Origin of the sequence: Microbacterium sp. UBA1612 (genome assembly GCF_002321605.1) — a bacterium.
Classification (GTDB): Bacteria; Actinomycetota; Actinomycetes; order Actinomycetales; family Microbacteriaceae; genus Microbacterium; species Microbacterium luteum.
In genome coordinates this window covers 58,869-79,530 of the sequence record NZ_DCMW01000011.1, presented here as the reverse complement: position 1 = coordinate 79,530, position 20,662 = coordinate 58,869, and the positions used below count along the sequence as shown (strand labels likewise).

Here is a 20,662-nt window from a genome sequence, read left to right as displayed (position 1 = left end):
GCCTCGATCGCGTCGATGAGCTCGGCGCTCTCCTCCACGAGATACGGCACGAGTGCGCGATGGTCGATCTGCTGCGTCCAGACGCACCGGTCACGCACCGCGCGCATCGTGTCGGCGGCCTGTCGGAGCGGATCGCTCAGGCGGTCGTCGCGGGGGTCTTCTGCTCGAGACGGCGATAGTGCCATGCCCGCCACGATACGAGAACACCGGCGAGCACGAGCGAGACCATCGACCCGGCGAGAACACCGAGCGTCGCCTGATCGCGGATCTCCGGATGCTCGGCGAAGGCGAGCTCCGACAGCAGCAGCGAGACGGTGAACCCGATCCCACCGAGCGAGCCCGCCGCCAGAAGGTCGGTGAAGGTGAGCGCCGGCGGGCCTTCGCGACGACCGACGCGGAGGGAGATCCATCCGAAGATCGAGATGCCGATGATCTTGCCGACCGGCAGAGCGACGAGCACACCCCAGAAGGCGGGTGAGAGCTCGCCCGCGCTCACCTGGGGGATGACCACGAGCGCGGCGGAGAACGCGAAGACGGGGAGGACGAGGCCGTTCACCCAGGGCTCCAGCACGTGTCGAGCGTGGAGGGCGGGCTGCTGGCTCATCGCGAGGCCGAGCGCGACGCCGGCGATCGTGGCGTGCACGCCCGACTTGTACACGAGCGCCCACGTCACGACGCCGATGACGATCAAGGCGATCGTGATCGGGATGCGGGCGCGGGTGTCGACGCGGCGGGAGAGGATGCCGAACAGCACGACCAGCCCCGCCGCCCCCAGGAGCATGCCGTAGTTGACGTCACTCGTGAACAGCACGGCGATGAAGACGATGCCCACGATGTCGTCGAGGATCGCGAGAGCGAGCAGGAAGACGCGGAGGGCGGAGGGGAGCCCCTTGCCGAACACCGCGAGCACGCCGAGGGCGAAGGCGATGTCGGTCGCGGTGGGGATGGGCCAGCCGTTGACCGCGTCGGAGCCGTTGGCGATGACGAGGTAGATGACGATCGGGACGATCACGCCGCCCGCGGCGGCGATCGCCGGCTGCAACGCCTTCTTGGCCGAGTTCAGCTGGCCGCTGGTGAGTTCGAACTGCAGCTCGACGGCGACGACGAAGAAGAAGAGGGCGAGGAGGCCGTCCTTGATCCAGTGCGACACCGACAGCTCGAAGAACTCCGGGATGCCGATGTACACGTGCATGAAGTCATCGACGGCGGGCCCAGCGGGAGAGTTGGCCACGGCGAGGCCTGCCGCAGCGGCGACGAGCAGGACGATCGCGGGGAAGCGCTCGGACCGGAACAGTGACAGGAACGGGGGCGACTGAGGAGACTGGGACATCGGGTCCTTTCGTCTGGTGGGATGCGCTGAACGACGCCGACCAGACTTCCCGGCACACCAAGCTCCCAGTCTACCGGCGCCGGGAGCGAGGACCCGACGACCCTCCCCGTGTCCGGAGCACACCGTCGACGCCGCTAGCGTTGAACGCATGCGCGAACTGACGAACACCGAGGCGATCGACCTCGTCGGCCGCTACGAAGCCGGCCAGGAGATCCCCGACACGATGCGCGCCGACGTGCGCCTGCTGGGCGGATTGCTGGGACGGGTGCTCCGCGAGAGCGGTTCACCCGGGCTGTTCGAGGATGTCGAGCGACTGCGCGCGGCGACGATCCAGGCATACACGGATGCGACCCCGGAGGCCTTCGCCCGGGCAGAGGCGATCGCCGACTCCTTCAGCATCGACCGCGCCGAAGAGGTCGCCCGCGCCTTCACCTGCTACTTCCACCTCGTCAACCTCGCCGAGGAGCACCAGCGCGTGCGGGTGCTGCGCCAGCGCGACGGCCGCCCCGACCGCGAGGACGCCACCGACTCGGTCGCTGCGGCCTTCGTGCGCCTGGCCGCCGAGATCGGCGACGATTCAGCCCTCGAGCGTCTGCAGGCGCTGCGCTTCCACCCTGTCTTCACCGCCCACCCGACCGAAGCACGCCGGCGAGCGATCTCCACGGGCATCCGCCGTCTGGCCGAGCTGCTGGAGGAACGCGACGCGACGCTGCGCAACGGCGCCGACGAGGGGCGGACCGAGCGGCAGATGCTCGAGGAGATCGACACGCTGTGGCGCACCGGCCCGCTTCGGGCCGAGAAGCCGTCGCCCACCGACGAGGTGCGCGCCGTGATGGCGGTCTTCGACGACACCCTGTTCACGTCGATCCCGGAGGTCTACCGTCGCGTCGACGATGCGCTGCAGGGACCGGCCGCCGGAAGCCGCTCCCCCGTGGTGCGCCCGTTCGTGAGGATCGGATCCTGGGTCGGCGGCGACCGTGACGGCAACCCGTTCGTGACGGCGTCGGTGACACGCAAGGCGGCGAAGATCGCCAGCGAGCATGTGCTGCTCGGTCTCGAGCGCGCGGCCCTCCGCATCGGACGCACCCTCACCCTCGACGTCGACACGACGCCGCCGAGCGACGCCGTCACGTCGCTGTGGCATCGGCTCCGCTCTGCTGACGAAGATGCGGCGCGCGACATCGCCAAGCGCTCCCCCGGCGAGCTGCACCGCAGCGTCGTGCTGCTGGCGGCACGGAAGATCGCCGCGACCCGCACCCGTGACGCTGATCTGGCCTACGCGACGCCGGACGAGCTGCTGGCCGACCTTCGCGTGGTGCAGGACTCCCTGGTCAGTGCCAGCGCACCGCGGCAGGCCTACGGCCAGCTGCAGCAGCTGATCTGGCAGGTCGAGACCTTCGGTTTCCACCTCGCCGAACTCGAGGTGCGCCAGCACTCCGCGGTGCACCGCAAGGTGCTCGACGAACTCGATGCCGGCGGCGAGCGGTCCGAGCTCGCCGAGGAGGTGCTCGAGGTCTTCCGCGTGGTGAAGTTCCTGCAGGACCGCTACGGTCCGCGTGCGGCAGGTCGCTACATCGTGTCGTTCACGCAGTCGGCTGAGGACCTCGCGAACGTGCACCGCCTCGCCCGCTACGCCGTCGGCGAGGGCGCCACCCCGCCCGTCCTCGATGTCATCCCCCTGTTCGAGACGTTCGCAGATCTCCAGGCCGCGCCCGGCATCCTGCGCGAGATCGTGCAGCATCCGGCGTTCGCGGCCCGTCTCGGCGAAACCGGAAACCGGCTCGAGGTCATGCTCGGGTACTCGGATTCGTCGAAGGACGTGGGCCCGGTCGCGGCGACTCTTGCGCTGTACGAGGCCCAGGCGGCGATCGCGGACTGGGCGAAGGAGTCCGGTATCGAGCTGACGCTGTTCCACGGCCGCGGCGGCGCTCTCGGGCGCGGCGGCGGACCGGCGAACTCGGCGATCCTCGCGCAGCCGCCGCACTCCGTCGACGGCCGGTTCAAGCTCACCGAACAGGGCGAGGTGATCTTCGCCCGCTACGGCGAGCCGGCGATCGCCAAGCGCCATATCGACCAGGTCGCCGCCGCCATGCTCCTGGCCTCCTCGCCATCCGTGGAGCGCACCAATCGCCACGCCGCCGAGCGATTCCACGCGATCGGCGCGACGATGGATGCCGCCAGCCGCGACCGCTTCGCCGCGCTCGTGAACGCACCGGGCTTCGCGCCGTGGTTCGCGCAGGTGACGCCGATGGAGGAGATCGGGCTGCTGGCGCTGGGATCCCGCCCGGCGCGACGCGGGCTGTCGGTCGAGTCCCTGGCCGACCTGCGTGCCATCCCGTGGGTGTTCGCGTGGTCGCAGGCCCGCATCAACCTCGCCGGCTGGTTCGGTCTGGGAACGGCCCTCGAGGCGGTCGGCGACGAGGGTCAGCTTCGACGAGCCTACGAGCAGTGGCCGCTGTTCCGCACCCTCATCGACAACGTGGCGATGAGTCTCGCGAAGACCGACGACCGCATCGCGATGCGCTACCTGGACCTCGGCGACCGCGAGGAGCTCGCAACGCTGGTCCGCGAGGAGATGGCGCTCACCCGCGCGTGGGTCGTACGCATCACCGACGGCGACGAGCTGCTGGCGAACAAGCCCGTGCTGCAGCGCGCGGTCAAGCTGCGCAGCCCGTACGTCGACGCGCTGTCCCTGCTCCAGCTGCGGGCGCTGCGCACCCTGCGCGACGACGCCGCGAACGGCCGCGACCTCGACCCCGACCAGCAGCGCCTGCTGCTGTTGTCGGTCAACGGTGTCTCGGCGGGTCTGCAGAACACCGGCTGATCTGCGTCAGAGAGCCTCGTCGTCCGCGTGACGGGCGAGGGAGCGCCCGTACCTCTCGGTGAGTTGCACCATGAGGTCTGGGGTCTCCCGGTCGAGTCCGAAGACGTATCCGGGAAAGTCCAGTTCACGCTGGGCCCGCCGGATCTGCTCGTCGCGCTCGGGCGGGAGGATCTGCGGGGGCTGACCGACGGCGACCCAGCCGATGGGCACGACGGTGTCCGCCGGGAGCACCGTGCGCAGGTGAACCACCGCATTGATGCGCACCTCGCTGCGCGCGCCGATGTGCGCTCCGTTGAACACGCGGGTTCCGGTCGCGAGGAAGACCTCGTCATCGATGACCGCTCCGGAGATGCTGGCCATGGGTCCGACGAGCACATGGGAACCGACATGCACCGGGTTGGTGGCCGTCGCCCGCACCAGTGCGTTCTCCATGACGATGACGTTCTCCGCGAGCGTGACCGCTCCCCCCTCAGCCGTGATCACCGCACCGTGCAGAACCTGACAACCGGCGCCGATCGTCACGTCTCCGCTGATCACCGCCGTCGGGGCGACGACGGCGTCGGGGTGGATGCGCGGAACTGCTCCCAGATGTGCGAATCGCATGGCGCCTCCTCGTCGACGGCGGTCAGCGCCATCGTAGCCAGCATCCGGCCGGCGCGACGCCTCGATACGATTGCGGCGCGAGGAGGACGGAATGGGCGAGCACGCGGCAGGGCGATTGTTCGAGCCCGAGGCGTTCGGATTCTACGAGCGTCTGGCGGCGGACAACACCCGGGAGTGGTTCACCGCGCACCGCGAGGAATATGACGGACTCATCCGGGAGCCTCTGGAGATGCTCTGCGAGATCGCCGAGGCGGGGTACGGCTCGGCGAAGGTGTTCCGGCCGAATCGAGATGTGCGCTTCAGCGCCGACAAGTCGCCGTACAAGACGAACGCCGCCATGGTCGCCGGCACGATCGCGAGCATCTACCTGTCGGTGTCGGCGGGCGGCATCGAAGTCGGCGGCGGGCTCTATCAGCCCTCGCGGGGACAACTGCGACGCGGCCGCGAGGCCATCGAGGACGATGCCACCGGATCGACCTTCGAGCGCATCGCCGATGACATCGAGGCGGCGGGCTTCACGTTCGCCGGGCCGCCGCTGAAGACCGCGCCGCGCGGCTACGACCGGGAGCACCCTCGCATCGTGCGCCTTCGTCTGACCCACTACGCCGCGCTGCGGCCGCTGCCTCGGGAGGCGACTGTCGACGACATCCAGCACGCCTGGCAGCAGATCGAGCCGCTGCGGCGATGGATCGTCGAGCACGTCGGGCCCTCGGACGACCGCCCCTTCACCCGCTGAGCGCGGGCCTCCACCCGCTGAGCCGCCCCGTCACCCGCTGAGCGCGGGCCTCCCCGTCGGCCGGTTACGCCGGCCGGCTCCCAGCGCGGCGATGTCCACAACTCCTCAAGTTTCGAGGCAATCGAAGCGGGACCGGTCGAAACCGGGCTCGAACGGCTCGAAAGGGAGGAGTTGTGACCGCCGAATGGACGCTGCTCACCCGACGCGGACCGCGGTCAGGCGCCGGTCTCGACCGCGCGGGAGGGGTCGGCGCTGTAGGCCGACCAGCCGCCCACATACAGACGCGCACGACCGATCCCGACGTGCTCCATCGTCAGCAGGTTGTGGCACGCGGTGACGCCCGAGCCGCAGTACGCCGCGACATTGGCGACGCTGTTCGCGTCGACCCCGACGGCTGCGAAGTTCTCCCGGATGCGGTCAGCGGCGAGCAGCCGTCCGTCGGCAGCCACGTTCTCGCGGCAGGGCACGCTCCGCGCACCCGGGACGTGTCCAGGGCGTGGGTCGACCGGATCCTCGTCGCCGGCGAAGCGCTCCCGGGGGCGTGCATCGACGGCGATGACACCGTCGCGGAGGAGGTCGTCAGCGGCGAGCAGCAGATCCGCAGGCCACTCCCGCACCGAGAAGTGCGACCGCTCCCGCACCGGCGACTGCGTCGACAGGTCTCCGGGGTAGGCACCGAGTCCGCCGTCGAGCAGCGCGGCGCGATGACCGCTGGCGCGCAGCATCCAGACCAGCCGCGCGGCGATCACCCCGCCCTGATCGTCGTAGGCGACGACGGTGTCGTCATCCGAGATGCCGAGTGTGCGCATCCCCTCGGCGAAGACCTCCGGCGGAGGAAGCGGGTGCCGACCACCCTCGGGTGACGCGGGCGCCGAGAGCCAGGTCTCGAGATCGACGAAGACCGCCCCGGGGAGATGACCGCGGTCGTAGGCCTCTCTGCCCGATCGACCGTCGAGGTACCAGCGCACGTCGGCGAGGACCACGTCACCGGGGAGTCCGTCCAGACCGTCGATCGCGACGAACGGAGGTACCTGCATCGGATCGCTCATCCCTCGAGCCTAATGATCCCGTGCCGGGGTGTTAGCGTCGACGCGTGAGCGCGTGGTGGAGTTCCTTCGTCCATTCATTGACGACGCGTCAGTTCGCACTCGTCGTCCTGCAGACGGTCGTCTGGCTCGGGATGGCCGCCGTCTGGGTCTGGGCCGTCGTTGTGGATCCCGACGGGTGGCGGATGTTCCTGGCCGTCGCGTCGACCATGCTCGCGCTCTTCTGGACGGGGATCCTCCTCGTCGCGATCCGCGAGAGGCGATCGGTCAGCGAGTGATCATCCTCGGGCTCCGCGATCCGCTTCGATGAGCGCCGCGAGACGATCCAGGTCTGCGCAAACCGCGGCGACATCGCGGGCGAAGTCCGCGTCGGTCAGTTCGACCTGACGCACGGTGAAGACGATCTCCGCCCCCTGAGGATGCGCGAGCACGCGCATCGGGTTCGTCACGGTGGTGCCTGAAGGCAGGGTCACGTCGTGATCGATCACCCCGAGCGTGTTCCGGGCGACGAAACGCACCTCGACACGACCCATGGGCGAGTCGAGGTGCACCCGGTCCCCGTCGATCACCAGGTCGCCCTGAGCGAGACCGGCGGCCCAGAGCGGAAGATGACGCGCATCCGCTGCGAACTCGTAGACCCGTCGCGGGTCGGCAGCGATCACCCGGCTGACATGCACGCTCTGCATGGCAATTAGCTTGACACAGGCCCGATGCGCCGGTCGCGCGCGGCAACGACATCCTGCCGCTCGCGCGGAGACGAGCCTCAGGACACCGCGGCCTTCTCGGTCTCGGCGGCGAGCGGCCAGAGCTGGTCGAGCAGCTGGCCGACCCACGACAGGAGATCGGCATCGGCCAGGGCCGCACCGCCGGCGGTCGGCAGCGGCACGACGAGCGCGTCGCCGTTCGCGACGAGCTTCGCTTTCGGATACAGGCGCTGCAGGCGCACACGCATCGAGTCGGGCAGGTGCGCCGGCGCGATCCGGAGGTTCGGACCCATCGCGACGACATCGGCGAGCCCGGAACGCGCCGCCCGGCGCCGCAACCGCGCCACGGAGATGAGCCCCGCGACCTCCTCCGGGGGCGTGCCGTAGCGATCGGCGAGCTCCTCGAGAACGAGGTCGATGGCGTCGTCTGCCGCCGTGGCGGCCGCGGCCGCCGACAGCTTCTGGTAGGCCTCGAGGCGCAGCCGCTCGCTGTCGATGTAGGACTCGGGGATGCGCGCCTGCACGGGCAGTTCCAGACGCAGCTCCGTCGGGCCCTCGGTCTCCTCGCCGCGGAACTGCGAGACGGCCTCGCCGATCATCCGGAGGTAGAGGTCGAACCCGACGCCGGCGATGTGTCCGGCCTGCTCGGCGCCGAGCAGGTTTCCCGCCCCGCGCAGTTCGAGGTCCTTGAGGGCGACCTGCATCCCGGAACCGAGATCGTTGTTCACCGCGATGGTCTCGAGCCGGTCGGCCGCGGTCTCCGACAGCGGCTTGCCGTCGTCGTAGAGGAAGTACGCGTACGCCCGTTCGCGACCGCGTCCGACGCGTCCGCGCAGCTGGTGGAGCTGGCTCAGACCGTACTTGTCGGCGCGATCGATGATGATCGTGTTCGCATTGGAGATGTCCAGGCCCGTCTCGATGATCGTCGTCGAGACCAGCACATCCGCTCGACGCTCCCAGAAGTCGTCGACCACCTGCTCCAGCTGGTGCTCGCCCATCTGCCCGTGCGCCACCGCGATCCGCGCCTCGGGCACGAGCTCGGCGAGGTCGGCCGCGACGCGCTGAATGGACTGCACCCGATTGTGCACGTAGAAGACCTGTCCCTCGCGCAGCAGCTCACGCCGGATCGCCGCGGCGATCTGCTTGTCGTTGCGGGGACCGACGAACGACAGGATCGGATGACGATCCTCCGGCGGCGTCGCGAGCGTCGACATCTCGCGGATGCCGGTGACCGCCATCTCCAGCGTGCGCGGGATCGGGGTCGCGCTCATCGCGAGGATGTCGACGTTGGTCTTCAGCTTCTTCAGCGCATCCTTGTGCTCGACGCCGAAGCGCTGCTCCTCGTCGATGATCATCAGCCCGAGGTCCTTGAAGACGACCTTCTCGGTGAGGATGCGGTGGGTGCCGATCACCATGTCGATCGACCCGTCGGCGAGGCCGGCGACGACCTGTCGCGCCTCCTTGTCGGTCTGGAAGCGCGACAGCGCACGCACCTTGACGGGGAAGCCGGCGAAGCGCTCGGCGAAGGTCTCGAGATGCTGCTTGACCAGGAGCGTGGTGGGAACGAGCATCGCGACCTGCTTGCCGTCCTGGATCGCCTTGAACGCCGCGCGCACGGCGACCTCGGTCTTGCCGAACCCGACGTCGCCGGAGAGGAGTCGATCCATCGGGATGGACTTCTCCATGTCGGCCTTGATCTCGTCGATCGTCTGCAGCTGGTCGGCCGTCTCGGCGAACGGGAAGGCTTCTTCGAGCTCGCGCTGCCACGGCGTGTCCTGCCCGAAGGCGTATCCCTTCGCGGCCATGCGCGCGGAATAGAGCTTCACGAGCTCCACCGCGATGTCGCGCACCGCCTTGCGGGCGCGCCCCTTCGCCTGCGCCCAGTCGCTCCCGCCCATCTTCGACAGCGAGGGTGCCTCTCCCCCGACGTACCGCGACAGGAGGTCGAGCTGATCGGTGGGCACGAACAGCTTGTCGCCGGGATAGCCGCGCTTGGAGGGCGCGTACTCGAGCACCAGGTACTCCCGCTGGCTCTTCACGGCGTTGCGGCCGCCCGAGGACACCTCCCGCTGCACCAGCTCGACGAACTTGCCGATGCCGTGCGTGGCATGCACGACGAAGTCGCCGGGCTTGAGCTGCAGCGGGTCGACGACGTTCCGGCGCCGCGAGGCGAGCTTCTTCACCACCCGCGCGTCGCCGCCGATGGTGCGGCCGTAGAACTCCGTCTCGGTGAGCACCGCGAACTTCGCACCGTCGGACTGGAAACCCCGTTCGAGCACGGCGCAGGTGAGTTGCGCGGTGCCCGTGGGCACGTCGCCATCGATGCCGTCCACGATCCGCGCGGCGATCCCCCGCTCGCTCAGCACGTCGCGCGCCCGCTCGACCAGTCCGGGACCGGATGCGGTCACCACGACGCGCCAGCCGTCCGAGAGCAGACCCCGCACGTGCTCGGTCGCGCCGTCGACGTTGCCCTGGAAGCTCGGCACCGCTGCCGCGGCGACCTTGACGGTGGCGGCGGCTTCGAGGGCGGCATCCACGTCGATGAGCCCTTCCGCCGACGCGTCGGCCGCGCCCGAGTCGAACCCGCTGAGGGTCCACCACACGCCGCCGCGCTCGGTGATCCGCTCGCGCAGGGTCGGGAGGGTGACGAAATCGCCGGCGCCGAGGTCGACCGGCGTCTGGGCGCCGGCGGTCGCGGCCGACCACGCCGCATCCAGGAATTCGCGGTTCGTCTCACTCAGGGTGATCGCACGCGTGACCGACCGTTCCGGATCGGCGAGTGCGAGCGCGGAGCCTTCCGGGAGGTAGTCGGCGAGGGTCACGAGATCATCCACGAGGACAGGCAGGAGCGATTCCATCCCTTCCACCGGGATGCCTTCGGCCATCTTCTCCAGCATGCCCCGCACGCCGGGCAGGGCGTCTCGGCGTGCCCGGGCGCGCTCGCGCACCGCGGGGGTGAGCAGCAGCTCCCGGCTCGCGACGAGTGTCACGAGGGCGACCTCTCCCGGCAGCGACCGCTGGTCGGCGACGGAGAACGCGCGGATCTGGTCCACCTCGTCGCCGAAGAACTCGACCCGGTAGGGATGGTCGGCGACCGGCGGGAAGACATCGAGGATGCCGCCGCGCACGGCGAATTCGCCGCGGCGCGACACCATGTCGACGCGGTGGTAGGCGCGCTCCACCAGCCCCGCGACGACGTCATCCAGCTCGTGACCGCGGTCGCCCGGACGCAGCGTGATCGCCGGCACGTCGGTGAGCCCCGCGGCGAGCGGCTGCACGGCACCGCGCACCGACGCCGTGACGACGAACGGGGTCGTGCCATCGTGCTCGGCGAGTCGCCGCAGCACGTCGAGGCGACGCCCCACCGTCTCGGGACTCGGGCTCAGCCGCTCGTGGGGAAGCGTCTCCCAAGCGGGGAAATGCACCACCTCCACGTTCGGGATGAGCGCTTCCAGCGCCGTCCCGAGCGTCTCCGCCCGGCGGCCCGTCGGTGCCACCGCGAGAAGGACGGGAGGCCGCCCGGAGTCGATCCGACGGCGCAGGAAGGCGGCGAGCAGCGGCGCATCCAGACCGGTCGGAGCGGAGACGTCGACGTCGCGGGAGGCCGAGGAGACGGCGTCCGCGAAGGACTCATCCTGTTCGAGGGCGCGCACGATCCCGGGAACTGTCACCGCACGAGTCTAGTCCGCCTCGCCGACATCGAGACCCACGACCTCGGCACGCGCCTCCTAGGATGAGTGCCGTGAGCGATCCCGCAGACCCCGGCAGCGAGCAGGAGAACACGGCAGGTCACGACTTCTCCGCACCCCCGGCGCCACCGCGTCCGCCGGCCCCCGCGCCGCCCTACGCACCACCGTCGCAGCCGGTGTACGGCACGCCGCAACCGCCCACGGCGGCCCCCGCCGCATCCGGCGAGCAGCCCACACTCGCCTACGGAACCGCACCGTACCCGGGCCAACCTCCGTACGGCCAACCTCCCGCCCCCTACGGCCAGCGTCCGTACGGCCCGCCTCCGGCCGCGTACGGGCAGCCCCCGTACGGCCAGGCCGCGCCGTCCTGGCCGTCCCAGCGCCCCGCCGCGAACGGATCGGCGACACTCGGGATCATCGCCTTCGTCGTGGCCGCCGTCGCCGGAATTCTCGTTCCCGTCCTCGGCGCGGTCGCCGGGTACGCCATCGGCGACGGCGTCGGTGCCGAGCTCGGCGACATGCCGGCGAGCGCGGATTTCGACCTCGCGATCCTCGCTCCGGTGCGGGGCTTGGTGCTGTTCGCAGAGATCACGTTCTGGACCGGGACCGTCCTCGGCATCGGGGCGCTCATCCAGGGCATCGTCGCGGCGGTGAAGGCCCGCGGCCGCGGCTGGGCCATCGCCGCGATCGTGATCGCGGCGCTCGGCCCGATCGTCTACGGCACGCTCGCCTACATCCTCTTCTTCGTCGGCCTCGCCGCCGGCGCCCTGTCGAGCGTCCCGTCCTTCTGACGCGTCGCCTCCCGCGCACCCGGAGAGGAGATCGCGCGTACAGAGGACGAAAGCCGCGGCGTCGGTCCTCGTGAAGCGGGGAATCCTCCGGAGGTGTCGGGATGCCGCGTTGCGGCCCGGCACGTCAGGGACGCGGGGCGTGGTGCCGCTGCTGCGCGGCGACGAGACCCTCGTCGACGAGCAGCTCCACCGCATCAGCGGCGTCGGCCAGGAGGTTGGGGAGATTCTGACGCTCGAGCGAGCCGAAGGGATCCAGCACCCAGTCGGCGGGGTCCTGACGGCCGGGCGGACGGCCGATGCCCACGCGCACGCGCGGGAACTCCGGGGTGCCGAGGGCCTTCGCCACGTCGCGAACCCCATTGTGGCCGCCGTGCCCGCCGCCGGACTTGAGCTTGATCGTGTCGAAGGGGATGTCGAGCTCGTCGTGCACGACCACGACGCGCTCGGAGTCGATGCCGTAGAACTTCGCCAGAGAGGACACGGGCCCGCCGGAGACGTTCATGAACGAGTTCGGCTTCGCGAGGATCAGCTTGTCCGCGCCCGGACGCAGCCACGTCTCAGCGACGCGCGCGCCCGCCTTGTGTGCACGCAGGGTCTCACCGCGTCGGTCGGCCAGCTCGTCGATGACCATCTGGCCGACGTTGTGACGCGTCGCCTCATACCGCGGTCCGGGGTTGCCGAGCCCCACGATGAGCCACGTGCGTGCCATGTGCTTTCCTCTCGGTCCGGGGGCGGGTCGGAAGACAGCACGAGGGGGATGCGACCGGCGCATCCCCCTCGTGTCCGCTCGCGATTACTCCGCGGATTCCTCGGACTGCTCGGCGGCGACCTCGGCGTCGGCCTCGGCGATCTCCTCCTCCGCGGCCAGCGCGGCGGTCGGCACGTAGATGGCGACGACGAGCGTGTCGGCCTCGGTGACCAGCGACGCGCCACGCGGGAGCTTCAGCTCGCCCGCGGTGACATGGGCGCCGTCCTCCAGTCCCTCCACGTCGACCTCGACGTGCTCGGGGATGTGGGTGGCCTCGACCTCGAGCAGCACGGTGGATGCGTCGAGGTTGGCGATGGTGCCGGCGAAGGGCTCACCGACGACCGTGACGGGCACGTCGACGTGGATCTTCTCTCCCTTCTTGACCACCAGCAGATCGATGTGCTCGATGATCTGACGAACCGGGTCGCGCTGGACGTCCTTGACGAGCGTCAGCTGGTCCTTGCCGTCGATGTCGAGCTCGAGCAGCGCGTTGGCGCGACGCACGAGCAGCGAGACCTGGTGGCCGGGCAGCGCGACGTGGACGGGCGAGGTGCCGTGGCCGTAGATCACGGCCGGGATCTGGCCGGCGGCACGCAGGCGGCGGGCGAAGCCCTTGCCGAAGTTCTCACGCAGCTCGGCGTGGACCTTCGCATCGATTTCGGTCGACATGATGGATTCTCCTTGCGGGCGCACAGGCCCGTTGCGATGCTCCGTCAGGAGCGAGGTATGGGGTGTTCGACTCGAACGCGAGTGCGTGAGGAAGTGCCTGTCCGCCCTCGTCGATCACGGATGCCGCAACGTCATGCGCGTATCCCTCGCCGAAGTTCAGCGACGAGTCTACCAGCGCAGCCGGTACGATGAAGACGCACCCGATCCAGCTTTCTCGGAGGACCCTTCATGGACTACGGCTTCGCCTCGCACGTCATTCTCTGGGCGGTGGGAGCCATCGCCGCGATCGGCGGCGTGGGCGTGGTGCTGGCCTTCTTCAGCATGGGGCGCCAGGCCTACCGGGACTGACCCGACGGCCACACCTCGACGACGACCTTGCCGGATGCACGCGAGTCGCGCGCGGTCGCGAAGGCCTGAACGACGTCGTCGGCGGGAATGACGTGGGTGACGACGTCTTCGATGCCCGGGTTCTCGTCGAGGAGCACGATGGCGTGGTCGATCTCGTCGTTGAAGCGGAAGGTGCCGTACCAGCGCAGCTCCTTCGAGATGAAGGCGGCGATGTTCAGCGGGCGTTCGGCATCGGGGACCATCCCGACCTGAACGACGATGCCGCCGATGGCTGCGGCCTTCAGCGCGGTGTTGATGGACGCGGCGACTCCGGAGCATTCCAGCACGACGTCGTATGCGCTTCCGGGCACGTCGTCGCGGGTGACGTTCAGAGCTTCGGACGCACCGAGGGCCAGCGCCCGCTGGAGGGGTTCGTCGAACACGTCGGTCACCGTCACCTCGGCACCCGCGGCGACCGAGGCGGCCACCGCGAGCAGACCGATCGGCCCCACGCCGGTGACGAGCAGTTTCTTGCCGCGCACGTCGCCGGCCTTCCCCAGTCCGTGCAGGGCCACGGCGAGCGGCTCGGCGAGCACCGCGCGGCGCACCGGAAGGGTCGGCGGCAGCGGACGGACCATCTCGCGATCGACGAGGATGCATTCCACCAGGCCGCCCTGGGTGTGCGGCCACGTGGAGGCCGACCCGAGGTAGGCGCCGCCCGGCCACAGGTGCGGGGCGTCTGCGAGGTCGTCGCGATGCTCGCCGAAGGTCGCGGGGTGCACGGTCACCGGCGTGCCCGGCTGCCACTCCCCGGTCGGGTCGTGGTCGATGCGGCCGGACACCTCGTGCCCCGGAATGAGGGGCTCGCGCACGACGAACGCTCCGTTGGCCCCGTCGAAGTAGTAGTGCAGGTCGCTGCCGCAGATGCCGACGTAGTCGATGCGCACGCGCACCTGATCATCGGTCGGCTGCGGGGTCTCGAGCTCCGCGATGCGGATGCTCTCCTTGCTGTCGATGAACGCGGCGCGCATATCGCTCTCCTTCCGATCAGACGACCGCGGTCATTCCGCCGTCGACGAAGATGTTCTGCCCCGAGACGAAGCTCGAGGCGTCCGAGACGAGGAACCGCAGGGCACCGTCGAGCTCCGAGAAGTCGCCCCAGCGCTGGGCGGGCGTGCGCTGCGCGAGCCAGCCGCTGAAGGCGGGGTCGTCCACGAGGTCGCGGTTCATCTCGGTGGCGAAGTAGCCCGGCGAGAGCGCGTTGACCTGGATGCCGTGGCGGGCGAGATCGGCGGCCATCCCCTTGGTCAGCTGCGCCACTCCCCCTTTGGAGGCGGAGTACGGCGCGATCGTCTGCCGTGCGAGGAACGACTGGACCGACGCGACGTTGACGATCTTGCCGGAGCCCCGCTCGATCATCGCGGGTGCGACGAAGCGCGAGACGTAGAAGACGCCGTTGAGGTTCGCCGCGATGATGTCATCCCAGTCCGAGACCCCGAAGTCCTGGATCGGAGCGCGGCGCTGCACGCCGGCATTGTTGACGAGGATGTCGGGGACGCCGTGTGCGGCGATCATTCCGGTGATCCCCTCCTCGACCCCCGCCGCATCGGTCACGTCGAACGCGACCGATGCGGCGGGCTGGCCCGACGCGTCGGCGATCTCGGAGGCTGAGCGAGCGGCCGCGTCGGCGTTTCGGCCGTGCACGATCACGCGGGCACCGGCGTTCGCCAGGCCTTCGGCGAGCGAGCGTCCGAGGCCGCGCGTCGAACCGGTGACCAGCGCGAGCCGGCCCGAGATGTCGAAGATGTCGGACATGGATTTCCTCCGGTCGTCGGGGTGGGTGCGTTCGGCGGATCAGACCATCGACGCGACGCCGAATACGGCGAGCACGAAGACGAACGCGGTGACCGACTCGATCGCCTGCTGAACCGTCCAGGTCTTCAGCGTCGTCTTCACGTCCATTCCCATGAGGCGACCCACGAGCCAGAACCCCGAGTCGTTGACGTGGCCGGCGAAGACCGAGCCGGCGGCGGTGGCGAGCACGATCGCGGCGATCTGCAGCGGGTTGAAGTCACCCGCGAGCACCGCCGGGGCGGCCAGACCAGCCGCGGTCACGAGAGCCACGGTGGCCGAGCCCTGGGCCAGGCGGATGACGACCGCGATGAGGTAGGCGGCGACGATGACCGGCAGTCCGAGGTCGCTCAGCGTGTCGGCGAGGGCCTCACCGATGCCCGATGCGCGCAGCACGGCGCCGAACATCCCGCCGGCGCCGGTGATGAGGATGACCGAGGCGACCGGGCCGAGTGCCGAGTCGAGCAGCTTCTCGATCGCCGTGCCCTTCTCACCACGGCGCGTTCCGAGCACGACCATGGCCACCAGGACCGTGATGAGCAGGGCGACGGGCGAGGTGCCCAGCAGCACCAGGACCTGCACCCACAGGTCATCGGCCGAGACGGCACCGATGCTGGCGAGGGTGGTCAGGCCGGTGTTCATGAAGATGAGGAGCATCGGAAGCAGCAGCAGACCCACGATCGTGCCGGGCTTGGGCGGGTTGACCGGCTGGTCCTCGTCGATGTCACCGAAGAGGGTGGGGACCGGCAGCGGGATGCGCGTCGAGACGAACTTTCCCCAGAGGTAGCCGGAGAGGTACCAGGTGGGGAAGGCGATGATCAGACCGACGATCAGCACGATCCCGAGGTTGGCGCCGTAGAGCTCGGTCGCCGTGACCGGGCCCGGGTGCGGGGGCAGGAACACGTGCATGACCGAGAACGCCGCGGCGGTCGGGATGCCGAACAGCAGCACGTTGTTCTTGGACACGCGGCGGGCCACCGCGAAGACGATCGGGAGCATCATGACGAGGCCGGCGTCGAAGAACATCGGGAACCCGAGGATCAACGAGGCGATGCCCAGCGCGAACGGCGCGCGCTTCTCGCCGAAGATGTCGACGAACCGGTCGGCGAGCGCTTTGGCCCCGCCGGAGTGCTCGATCAGACGGCCGAGCATCGCCCCCAGCGCCACCAGCAGCGCGACGGAGCCGAGCGTGCCGCCGAGACCCGTGGTGAGTGTCGTCGCGATGGCGCTCACGGGGATCTGCGCGGCGAAGGCCGTCAGGAGCGAGACGATGATCAGCGTCAGGAAGGCGTGCACCTTGAAGACGATGATGAGCAGCAGGATGAGCGCGATCGCGCCGGCTGCGATCAGCAGCAGCGGAGCCGTGCCCAGGGTCTGGGACCAATCTTCCATCGGTGAATCTCCGTTGATATGCCGAGGGCACCGACGAAGTCGTGCGGTGTCCGCGTGTACTATGCGAGCGTCCTCCGCAAGTCATCGCGAGGACACCCGATCCTTACACAAAGATCGTATTATTACCACCAGAAGATCGTATTTATTGGAGTCGCCGTGGCGCAGGCCTCGCACACGAACGTGCTCGACGACCTCGGCGTCCGCATCGCCGCGGGCGAGCTGACGTCCGGGCAGGTCCTGACCGCCGCCGGTCTCGAGGATGAGTACGGGGTCTCCCGCACGGTCATCCGGGAGGCCGTGCGCGTGCTGGAGGCCATGGGGATGGTCGCCTCGCGTCGGCGCGTCGGCGTCACCGTGCAGCCGGCGACAGCGTGGAGCGCGCTGGACCCGCGCCTGATCGCCTGGCAGCTGGCCGGCCCTCGACGAGCGCAGCAGCTGGTCGTCGTCACCGAGCTCCGTGCCGCGATCGAGCCCATCGCGGCACGACTGGCCGCGTCACGTGCGAGCGACGTGCAGCGCTCGGAGATCGTTCGTCTCTCGACGCTCCTCGAGGAGCTCGGCGCGCAGGGCCGCGGAGACACGGAGGAGTACCTCGCCGCGGACATCGCCTTCCACGACCTCATCCTCGATGCCAGCGGCAACCTCATGCTCGCCGCGGTGAAGAAGCCGATCGCCGAAGTCATCGCCGGGAGATCCCGCGTCGGTCTCACTCCCGCGACGCCCGAGCACGAGGCGCTGCACAATCACGCGCAGACGGCAGCGGCCATCGCGCGCGGCGACGCCGCCGCCGCGGAGCACCACACGCGGCGCTATGTCGACACGGTGCTGGGCGAGGTCAGGGGCGAGTCGGGCTGACGGCGCTCAGCGGGCCGTCACGTCGCATCCGATCCCGGACGGGTCTGCGAGTAGTGATCGAGATACCGCCCGAACTCCGCGTCGTAGTGGGCCTTCCGCTCGGAGCGCGGCGTCACATGCCCCGGAGCGGCGTCGTCGAAGGCGGCGTGCTCCGACGGCAGGCCGCTCGCGAGCAGTCCCATGCGGACCGCGCCGACGACCGAGCTGTGCTGGAGAGCCGAGACCTCCATCTCGGCACCGAAGACGTCGGCGACCAGCTGGGTCCAGAACGGCGACGACAGCACGCCCCCCGACAGGACGATGCGCCGGGGCATGCCGTTCAGAGCGGTGAGCTCCTTGAAGCAGTGGTAGAGCGAGAAGACGATCCCCTCGAGCACGCCCTGGTACATGTCGGCGCGGCTGTGGGTGGGCTTCAGGTCGAGGAAGCCGCCGCGGCGCTGGTCCTGCCATCCCGGACTGCGCTCGCCGAACAGGAACGGCAGGAACACGGGCAGCTCGGTCTTGTCCGCAGACAGGAGCGGCTCGATCTCGGAGTAGTCGGTCGTCAGCCCGAACAGCCGCTCCCTGGCCCAGTCCACGCAGTTTCCGCATCCCGAGGTCGCAGCCCCGCTCAGCGCGCCGAGCGGAGATCGGTACGACCACGTGCTCATCGCCGGCGAGAACGAGGGATGCCGCGTCGCGAACCTGAGGGCACCGCTGGTTCCCATCGAGAACGTCATGTCCCCGGGTTCGGTGGCCCGGTCCCCGACCTGGCTGAGGCCGCCGTCCGGCCCGGGCGTGAGCACCGGGATACCGGCCCGAAGCCCGAGGAGCACGGCCGCGTCGCGCGAGAGCGGCACGGTGTGGCCGGCGCCGCGCAGGGCCGGCAGGCGCACATCGGCGATGCCGAGCCGGTCGAGGACCTCCGCGTCCCACTCCAGGCTGTCGGCACCGAGCATTCCCGTGCCGGACGCGAGGGAGACGTTGGTCGATGCCTCCCCGGTCATCCGGGCGAAGTTCAGCGAGGCCTGGTCCAGCGCGAGTCGACCGTCGAGCGAGACCCCCTGCTCCGACAGCCATGCGAGCTTGAACGCAGGATAGATCGCGTTGACCATGCAGCCGGTGCGCTCGTAGAACCACCAGGTGAAATCGGCGTCACGTCGCTCTCGCGCAGACAGGTCCTGAGCGCTCGTGTCGGGCCACTCCCGCACGGGGGTGATCACGCGCAGGTCGTCATCGACAAGCGTGAGGCCGTGCCAGGTGCCGCTGAGCACGATGAGGTCCACCGCGACGCCGGCAGCCGCTTCTCGACCCAGGGCCATCAGCTGGGTGTAGATCGCGTCGGGATCGCGGACCGAGGTGTCGGGCCCCGGCACCTCGAAGCGCCGACTGCGCACCGAGGTGTGACCGGTCTCGGAGTCGAACAGGAGCGTCTTGGCCGAGGTGGTGCTTGATTCCAACGCGAGAATGATCATGTTCCAGGTCCGTCGTCTGTGACTTCCGGGGCATCGGTCGCCCCGCACTCAATAATATGATTTATTCGATCGTATCGGTTGCACCCACACCCTAGGCTGTATAGCGGCCCGGACGCCGCTCGGCGGCTCGCGGGCGACCCGACGAGCGGATCAAGAAGGAGCGCGCGTGAGCGAGAACTCAGCGAACATCGGCGTGGTCGGTCTGGCGGTGATGGGCTCGAATCTGGCCCGCAACCTCGCCAGCCGCGAAGGAAACACGGTGGCGGTGTACAACCGCTCTCGGGCCAAGACCGACGAGCTCGTCGCCGAGCACCCCGAAGCCGGCTTCGTCCCCGCGTTCTCCTACGAGGAGTTCGCCGCGTCGCTGCAGAAGCCGCGTGCGGCGATCATCATGGTCAAGGCCGGAAGGCCGACCGACGCGGTGATCGAGTCGCTCGTCGAGGTCTTCGAACCCGGCGACATCATCGTCGACGGCGGCAATGCGCTGTTCACCGACACCATCCGCCGTGAGAAGGCCGTGCGCGAGACAGGCATCAACTTCGTCGGGATGGGCGTGTCCGGCGGTGAGGAGGGCGCACTCCTCGGGCCCTCGATCATGCCCGGCGGCTCCGACGAGTCGTGGGTCACCCTGGGGCCGATCCTGACCTCCATCGCCGCGGTCGCCGAAGGCGAGCCCTGCGTCACGCACGTCGGACACAACGGCGCCGGCCACTTCGTGAAGATGGTGCACAACGGCATCGAGTACGCCGACATGCAGCTGATCGCCGAGGCCTATGACCTCATCCGACGCGGCACCGGCAAGACCCCCGCCGAGATCGCCGATGTCTTCGCGGAATGGAACCGCGGCGAACTGGAGTCGTACCTCATAGAGATCACCGCCGAGGTGCTCCGTCAGGTCGACGCCGACACCGGAAAGCCCCTCGTCGATGTCATCCTCGACCAGGCGGGTGCCAAGGGCACCGGAGCCTGGACCGTGCAGACGGCCCTCTCCCTCGGCGTGCCGGTCTCCGGCATCGCCGAAGCCACCTTCGCGCGCTCGCTGTCCAGCCACCCCGAGCAGCGCGAGGTCTCCCGCGACCTGCCGGGGCCTGCCGACGACGCGCAGCAGTCCTGGACCGTCGAAGACCCCGACGCGTTCATCGAGAAGATCCGACTCGCCCTCTACGCGTCCAAGATCGTCGCCTACTCGCAGGGCTTCGACGAGATCCGCGCCGGCGCGGCGGAGTACGACTGGAACATCGACCTGGGTGCGGTGTCGAAGATCTGGCGCGGCGGCTGCATCATCCGCGCTCAGTTCCTCAACCGCATCGCCGAGGCCTACGACACCGAGGCCGACCTGCCCGTGCTGCTGACGGCGCCGTACTTCGTCGAGGCTCTGCAGCGCGCGCAGACGGCGTGGCGCGAAGTCGTCGCGACCTCCGCGAGGGTAGGAATCCCCGCGCCGGCGTTCTCGTCGTCGCTGGCGTACTACGACGGGCTGCGCGCGGATCGGCTCCCCGCCGCCCTCATCCAGGGACAGCGCGACTTCTTCGGCGCCCACACGTACAAGCGCGTCGACAAGGAAGGCACCTTCCACACCCTGTGGTCGGGCGACCGCACGGAGATCGAGGCCGAAGACACCCACTGAGGCCGGTCAAGCCCCG

Annotated in this window: 17 protein-coding genes; 6 read left to right on the top strand and 11 right to left on the bottom strand. The window is 69.6% G+C overall.

All coding sequences use genetic code 11. The features are described from left to right. Window positions 1-136: 136 nt before the first annotated feature. Window positions 137-1,330 (bottom strand): Na+/H+ antiporter NhaA, encoded by a 1,194-nt coding sequence (gene nhaA, locus B3S45_RS05170; RefSeq protein ID WP_349675982.1) that lies wholly within the window; start codon window positions 1,328-1,330, stop codon window positions 137-139. Window positions 1,331-1,478: 148 nt separating this feature from the next. Between nhaA and B3S45_RS05165 the strand changes: the two genes are divergently transcribed. Continuing rightward, entirely contained in the window at window positions 1,479-4,154 is a 2,676-nt protein-coding gene (locus B3S45_RS05165) for a phosphoenolpyruvate carboxylase (RefSeq protein ID WP_071042862.1), read from the top strand. A gap of 6 nt (window positions 4,155-4,160) precedes the next feature. Here B3S45_RS05165 and B3S45_RS05160 read toward each other — a convergent pair whose 3' ends face one another. Next, window positions 4,161-4,757: a gamma carbonic anhydrase family protein gene (locus tag B3S45_RS05160; protein WP_071042861.1), complete on the bottom strand. Its 597-nt coding sequence runs from the start codon at window positions 4,755-4,757 to the stop codon at window positions 4,161-4,163. Between the two features lie 91 nt (window positions 4,758-4,848). Between B3S45_RS05160 and B3S45_RS05155 the strand changes: the two genes are divergently transcribed. Continuing rightward, window positions 4,849-5,493 carry a DUF2461 domain-containing protein gene (locus B3S45_RS05155; protein ID WP_286717747.1) on the top strand — a complete coding sequence of 215 codons (645 nt, stop codon included), beginning with the start codon at window positions 4,849-4,851 and terminating at the stop codon, window positions 5,491-5,493. Window positions 5,494-5,708: 215 nt separating this feature from the next. Here B3S45_RS05155 and B3S45_RS05150 read toward each other — a convergent pair whose 3' ends face one another. After that, window positions 5,709-6,542 (bottom strand): sulfurtransferase, encoded by an 834-nt coding sequence (locus tag B3S45_RS05150; protein WP_286717746.1) that lies wholly within the window; start codon window positions 6,540-6,542, stop codon window positions 5,709-5,711. 44 nt (window positions 6,543-6,586) lie between these two features. Here B3S45_RS05150 and B3S45_RS05145 point away from each other — a divergent pair, with 44 nt between their 5' ends. Next, window positions 6,587-6,817 carry a hypothetical protein gene (locus B3S45_RS05145; RefSeq protein WP_143003614.1) on the top strand — a complete coding sequence of 77 codons (231 nt, stop codon included), beginning with the start codon at window positions 6,587-6,589 and terminating at the stop codon, window positions 6,815-6,817. Here B3S45_RS05145 and B3S45_RS05140 read toward each other — a convergent pair whose 3' ends face one another. Both B3S45_RS05140 and mfd read right to left on the bottom strand, forming a co-directional pair. Beyond that, on the bottom strand, window positions 6,818-7,225 hold the full coding sequence (locus B3S45_RS05140; RefSeq protein ID WP_286717743.1) for an SRPBCC family protein: 408 nt from the start codon (window positions 7,223-7,225) through the stop codon (window positions 6,818-6,820). Window positions 7,226-7,302: 77 nt separating this feature from the next. Next, entirely contained in the window at window positions 7,303-10,914 is a 3,612-nt protein-coding gene (gene mfd / locus B3S45_RS05135; protein WP_286717742.1) for a transcription-repair coupling factor, read from the bottom strand. 71 nt (window positions 10,915-10,985) lie between these two features. Between mfd and B3S45_RS05130 the strand changes: the two genes are divergently transcribed. After that, the gene (locus B3S45_RS05130; protein ID WP_083336348.1) at window positions 10,986-11,723 is read left to right on the top strand and encodes a hypothetical protein; all 738 of its coding nucleotides are present in this window, start codon (window positions 10,986-10,988) and stop codon (window positions 11,721-11,723) included. 124 nt (window positions 11,724-11,847) lie between these two features. Here the strand turns inward: B3S45_RS05130 and pth are convergent, their stop codons facing one another. The 5 genes from pth to B3S45_RS05105 all read right to left on the bottom strand — a co-directional run bounded on the left by pth (window position 11,848) and on the right by B3S45_RS05105 (window position 16,710). Continuing rightward, window positions 11,848-12,432 carry an aminoacyl-tRNA hydrolase gene (pth, locus tag B3S45_RS05125; RefSeq protein ID WP_071042856.1) on the bottom strand — a complete coding sequence of 195 codons (585 nt, stop codon included), beginning with the start codon at window positions 12,430-12,432 and terminating at the stop codon, window positions 11,848-11,850. Window positions 12,433-12,516: 84 nt separating this feature from the next. Then, the gene (locus B3S45_RS05120; RefSeq protein WP_071042855.1) at window positions 12,517-13,140 is read right to left on the bottom strand and encodes a 50S ribosomal protein L25/general stress protein Ctc; all 624 of its coding nucleotides are present in this window, start codon (window positions 13,138-13,140) and stop codon (window positions 12,517-12,519) included. Between the two features lie 335 nt (window positions 13,141-13,475). Then, on the bottom strand, window positions 13,476-14,498 hold the full coding sequence (locus B3S45_RS05115; RefSeq protein WP_286717738.1) for a zinc-binding dehydrogenase: 1,023 nt from the start codon (window positions 14,496-14,498) through the stop codon (window positions 13,476-13,478). Window positions 14,499-14,514: 16 nt separating this feature from the next. Next, the gene (locus B3S45_RS05110; protein ID WP_286717737.1) at window positions 14,515-15,282 is read right to left on the bottom strand and encodes an SDR family oxidoreductase; all 768 of its coding nucleotides are present in this window, start codon (window positions 15,280-15,282) and stop codon (window positions 14,515-14,517) included. A gap of 39 nt (window positions 15,283-15,321) precedes the next feature. Next, on the bottom strand, window positions 15,322-16,710 hold the full coding sequence (locus B3S45_RS05105) for a GntP family permease (protein WP_071042852.1): 1,389 nt from the start codon (window positions 16,708-16,710) through the stop codon (window positions 15,322-15,324). Window positions 16,711-16,866: 156 nt separating this feature from the next. Between B3S45_RS05105 and B3S45_RS05100 the strand changes: the two genes are divergently transcribed. Then, window positions 16,867-17,565, top strand: coding sequence for a FadR/GntR family transcriptional regulator (locus tag B3S45_RS05100; protein ID WP_286717735.1), 699 nt, complete (start codon window positions 16,867-16,869; stop codon window positions 17,563-17,565). Between the two features lie 17 nt (window positions 17,566-17,582). Here the strand turns inward: B3S45_RS05100 and B3S45_RS05095 are convergent, their stop codons facing one another. Further along, a complete protein-coding gene (locus B3S45_RS05095; protein ID WP_176759352.1) occupies window positions 17,583-19,004 on the bottom strand; it encodes a gluconokinase in 1,422 nt (473 codons plus the stop codon). 181 nt (window positions 19,005-19,185) lie between these two features. Between B3S45_RS05095 and gndA the strand changes: the two genes are divergently transcribed. Continuing rightward, window positions 19,186-20,646 carry an NADP-dependent phosphogluconate dehydrogenase gene (gene gndA, locus B3S45_RS05090; RefSeq protein WP_194384943.1) on the top strand — a complete coding sequence of 487 codons (1,461 nt, stop codon included), beginning with the start codon at window positions 19,186-19,188 and terminating at the stop codon, window positions 20,644-20,646. The last annotated feature ends 16 nt before the right edge of the window (window positions 20,647-20,662 follow it).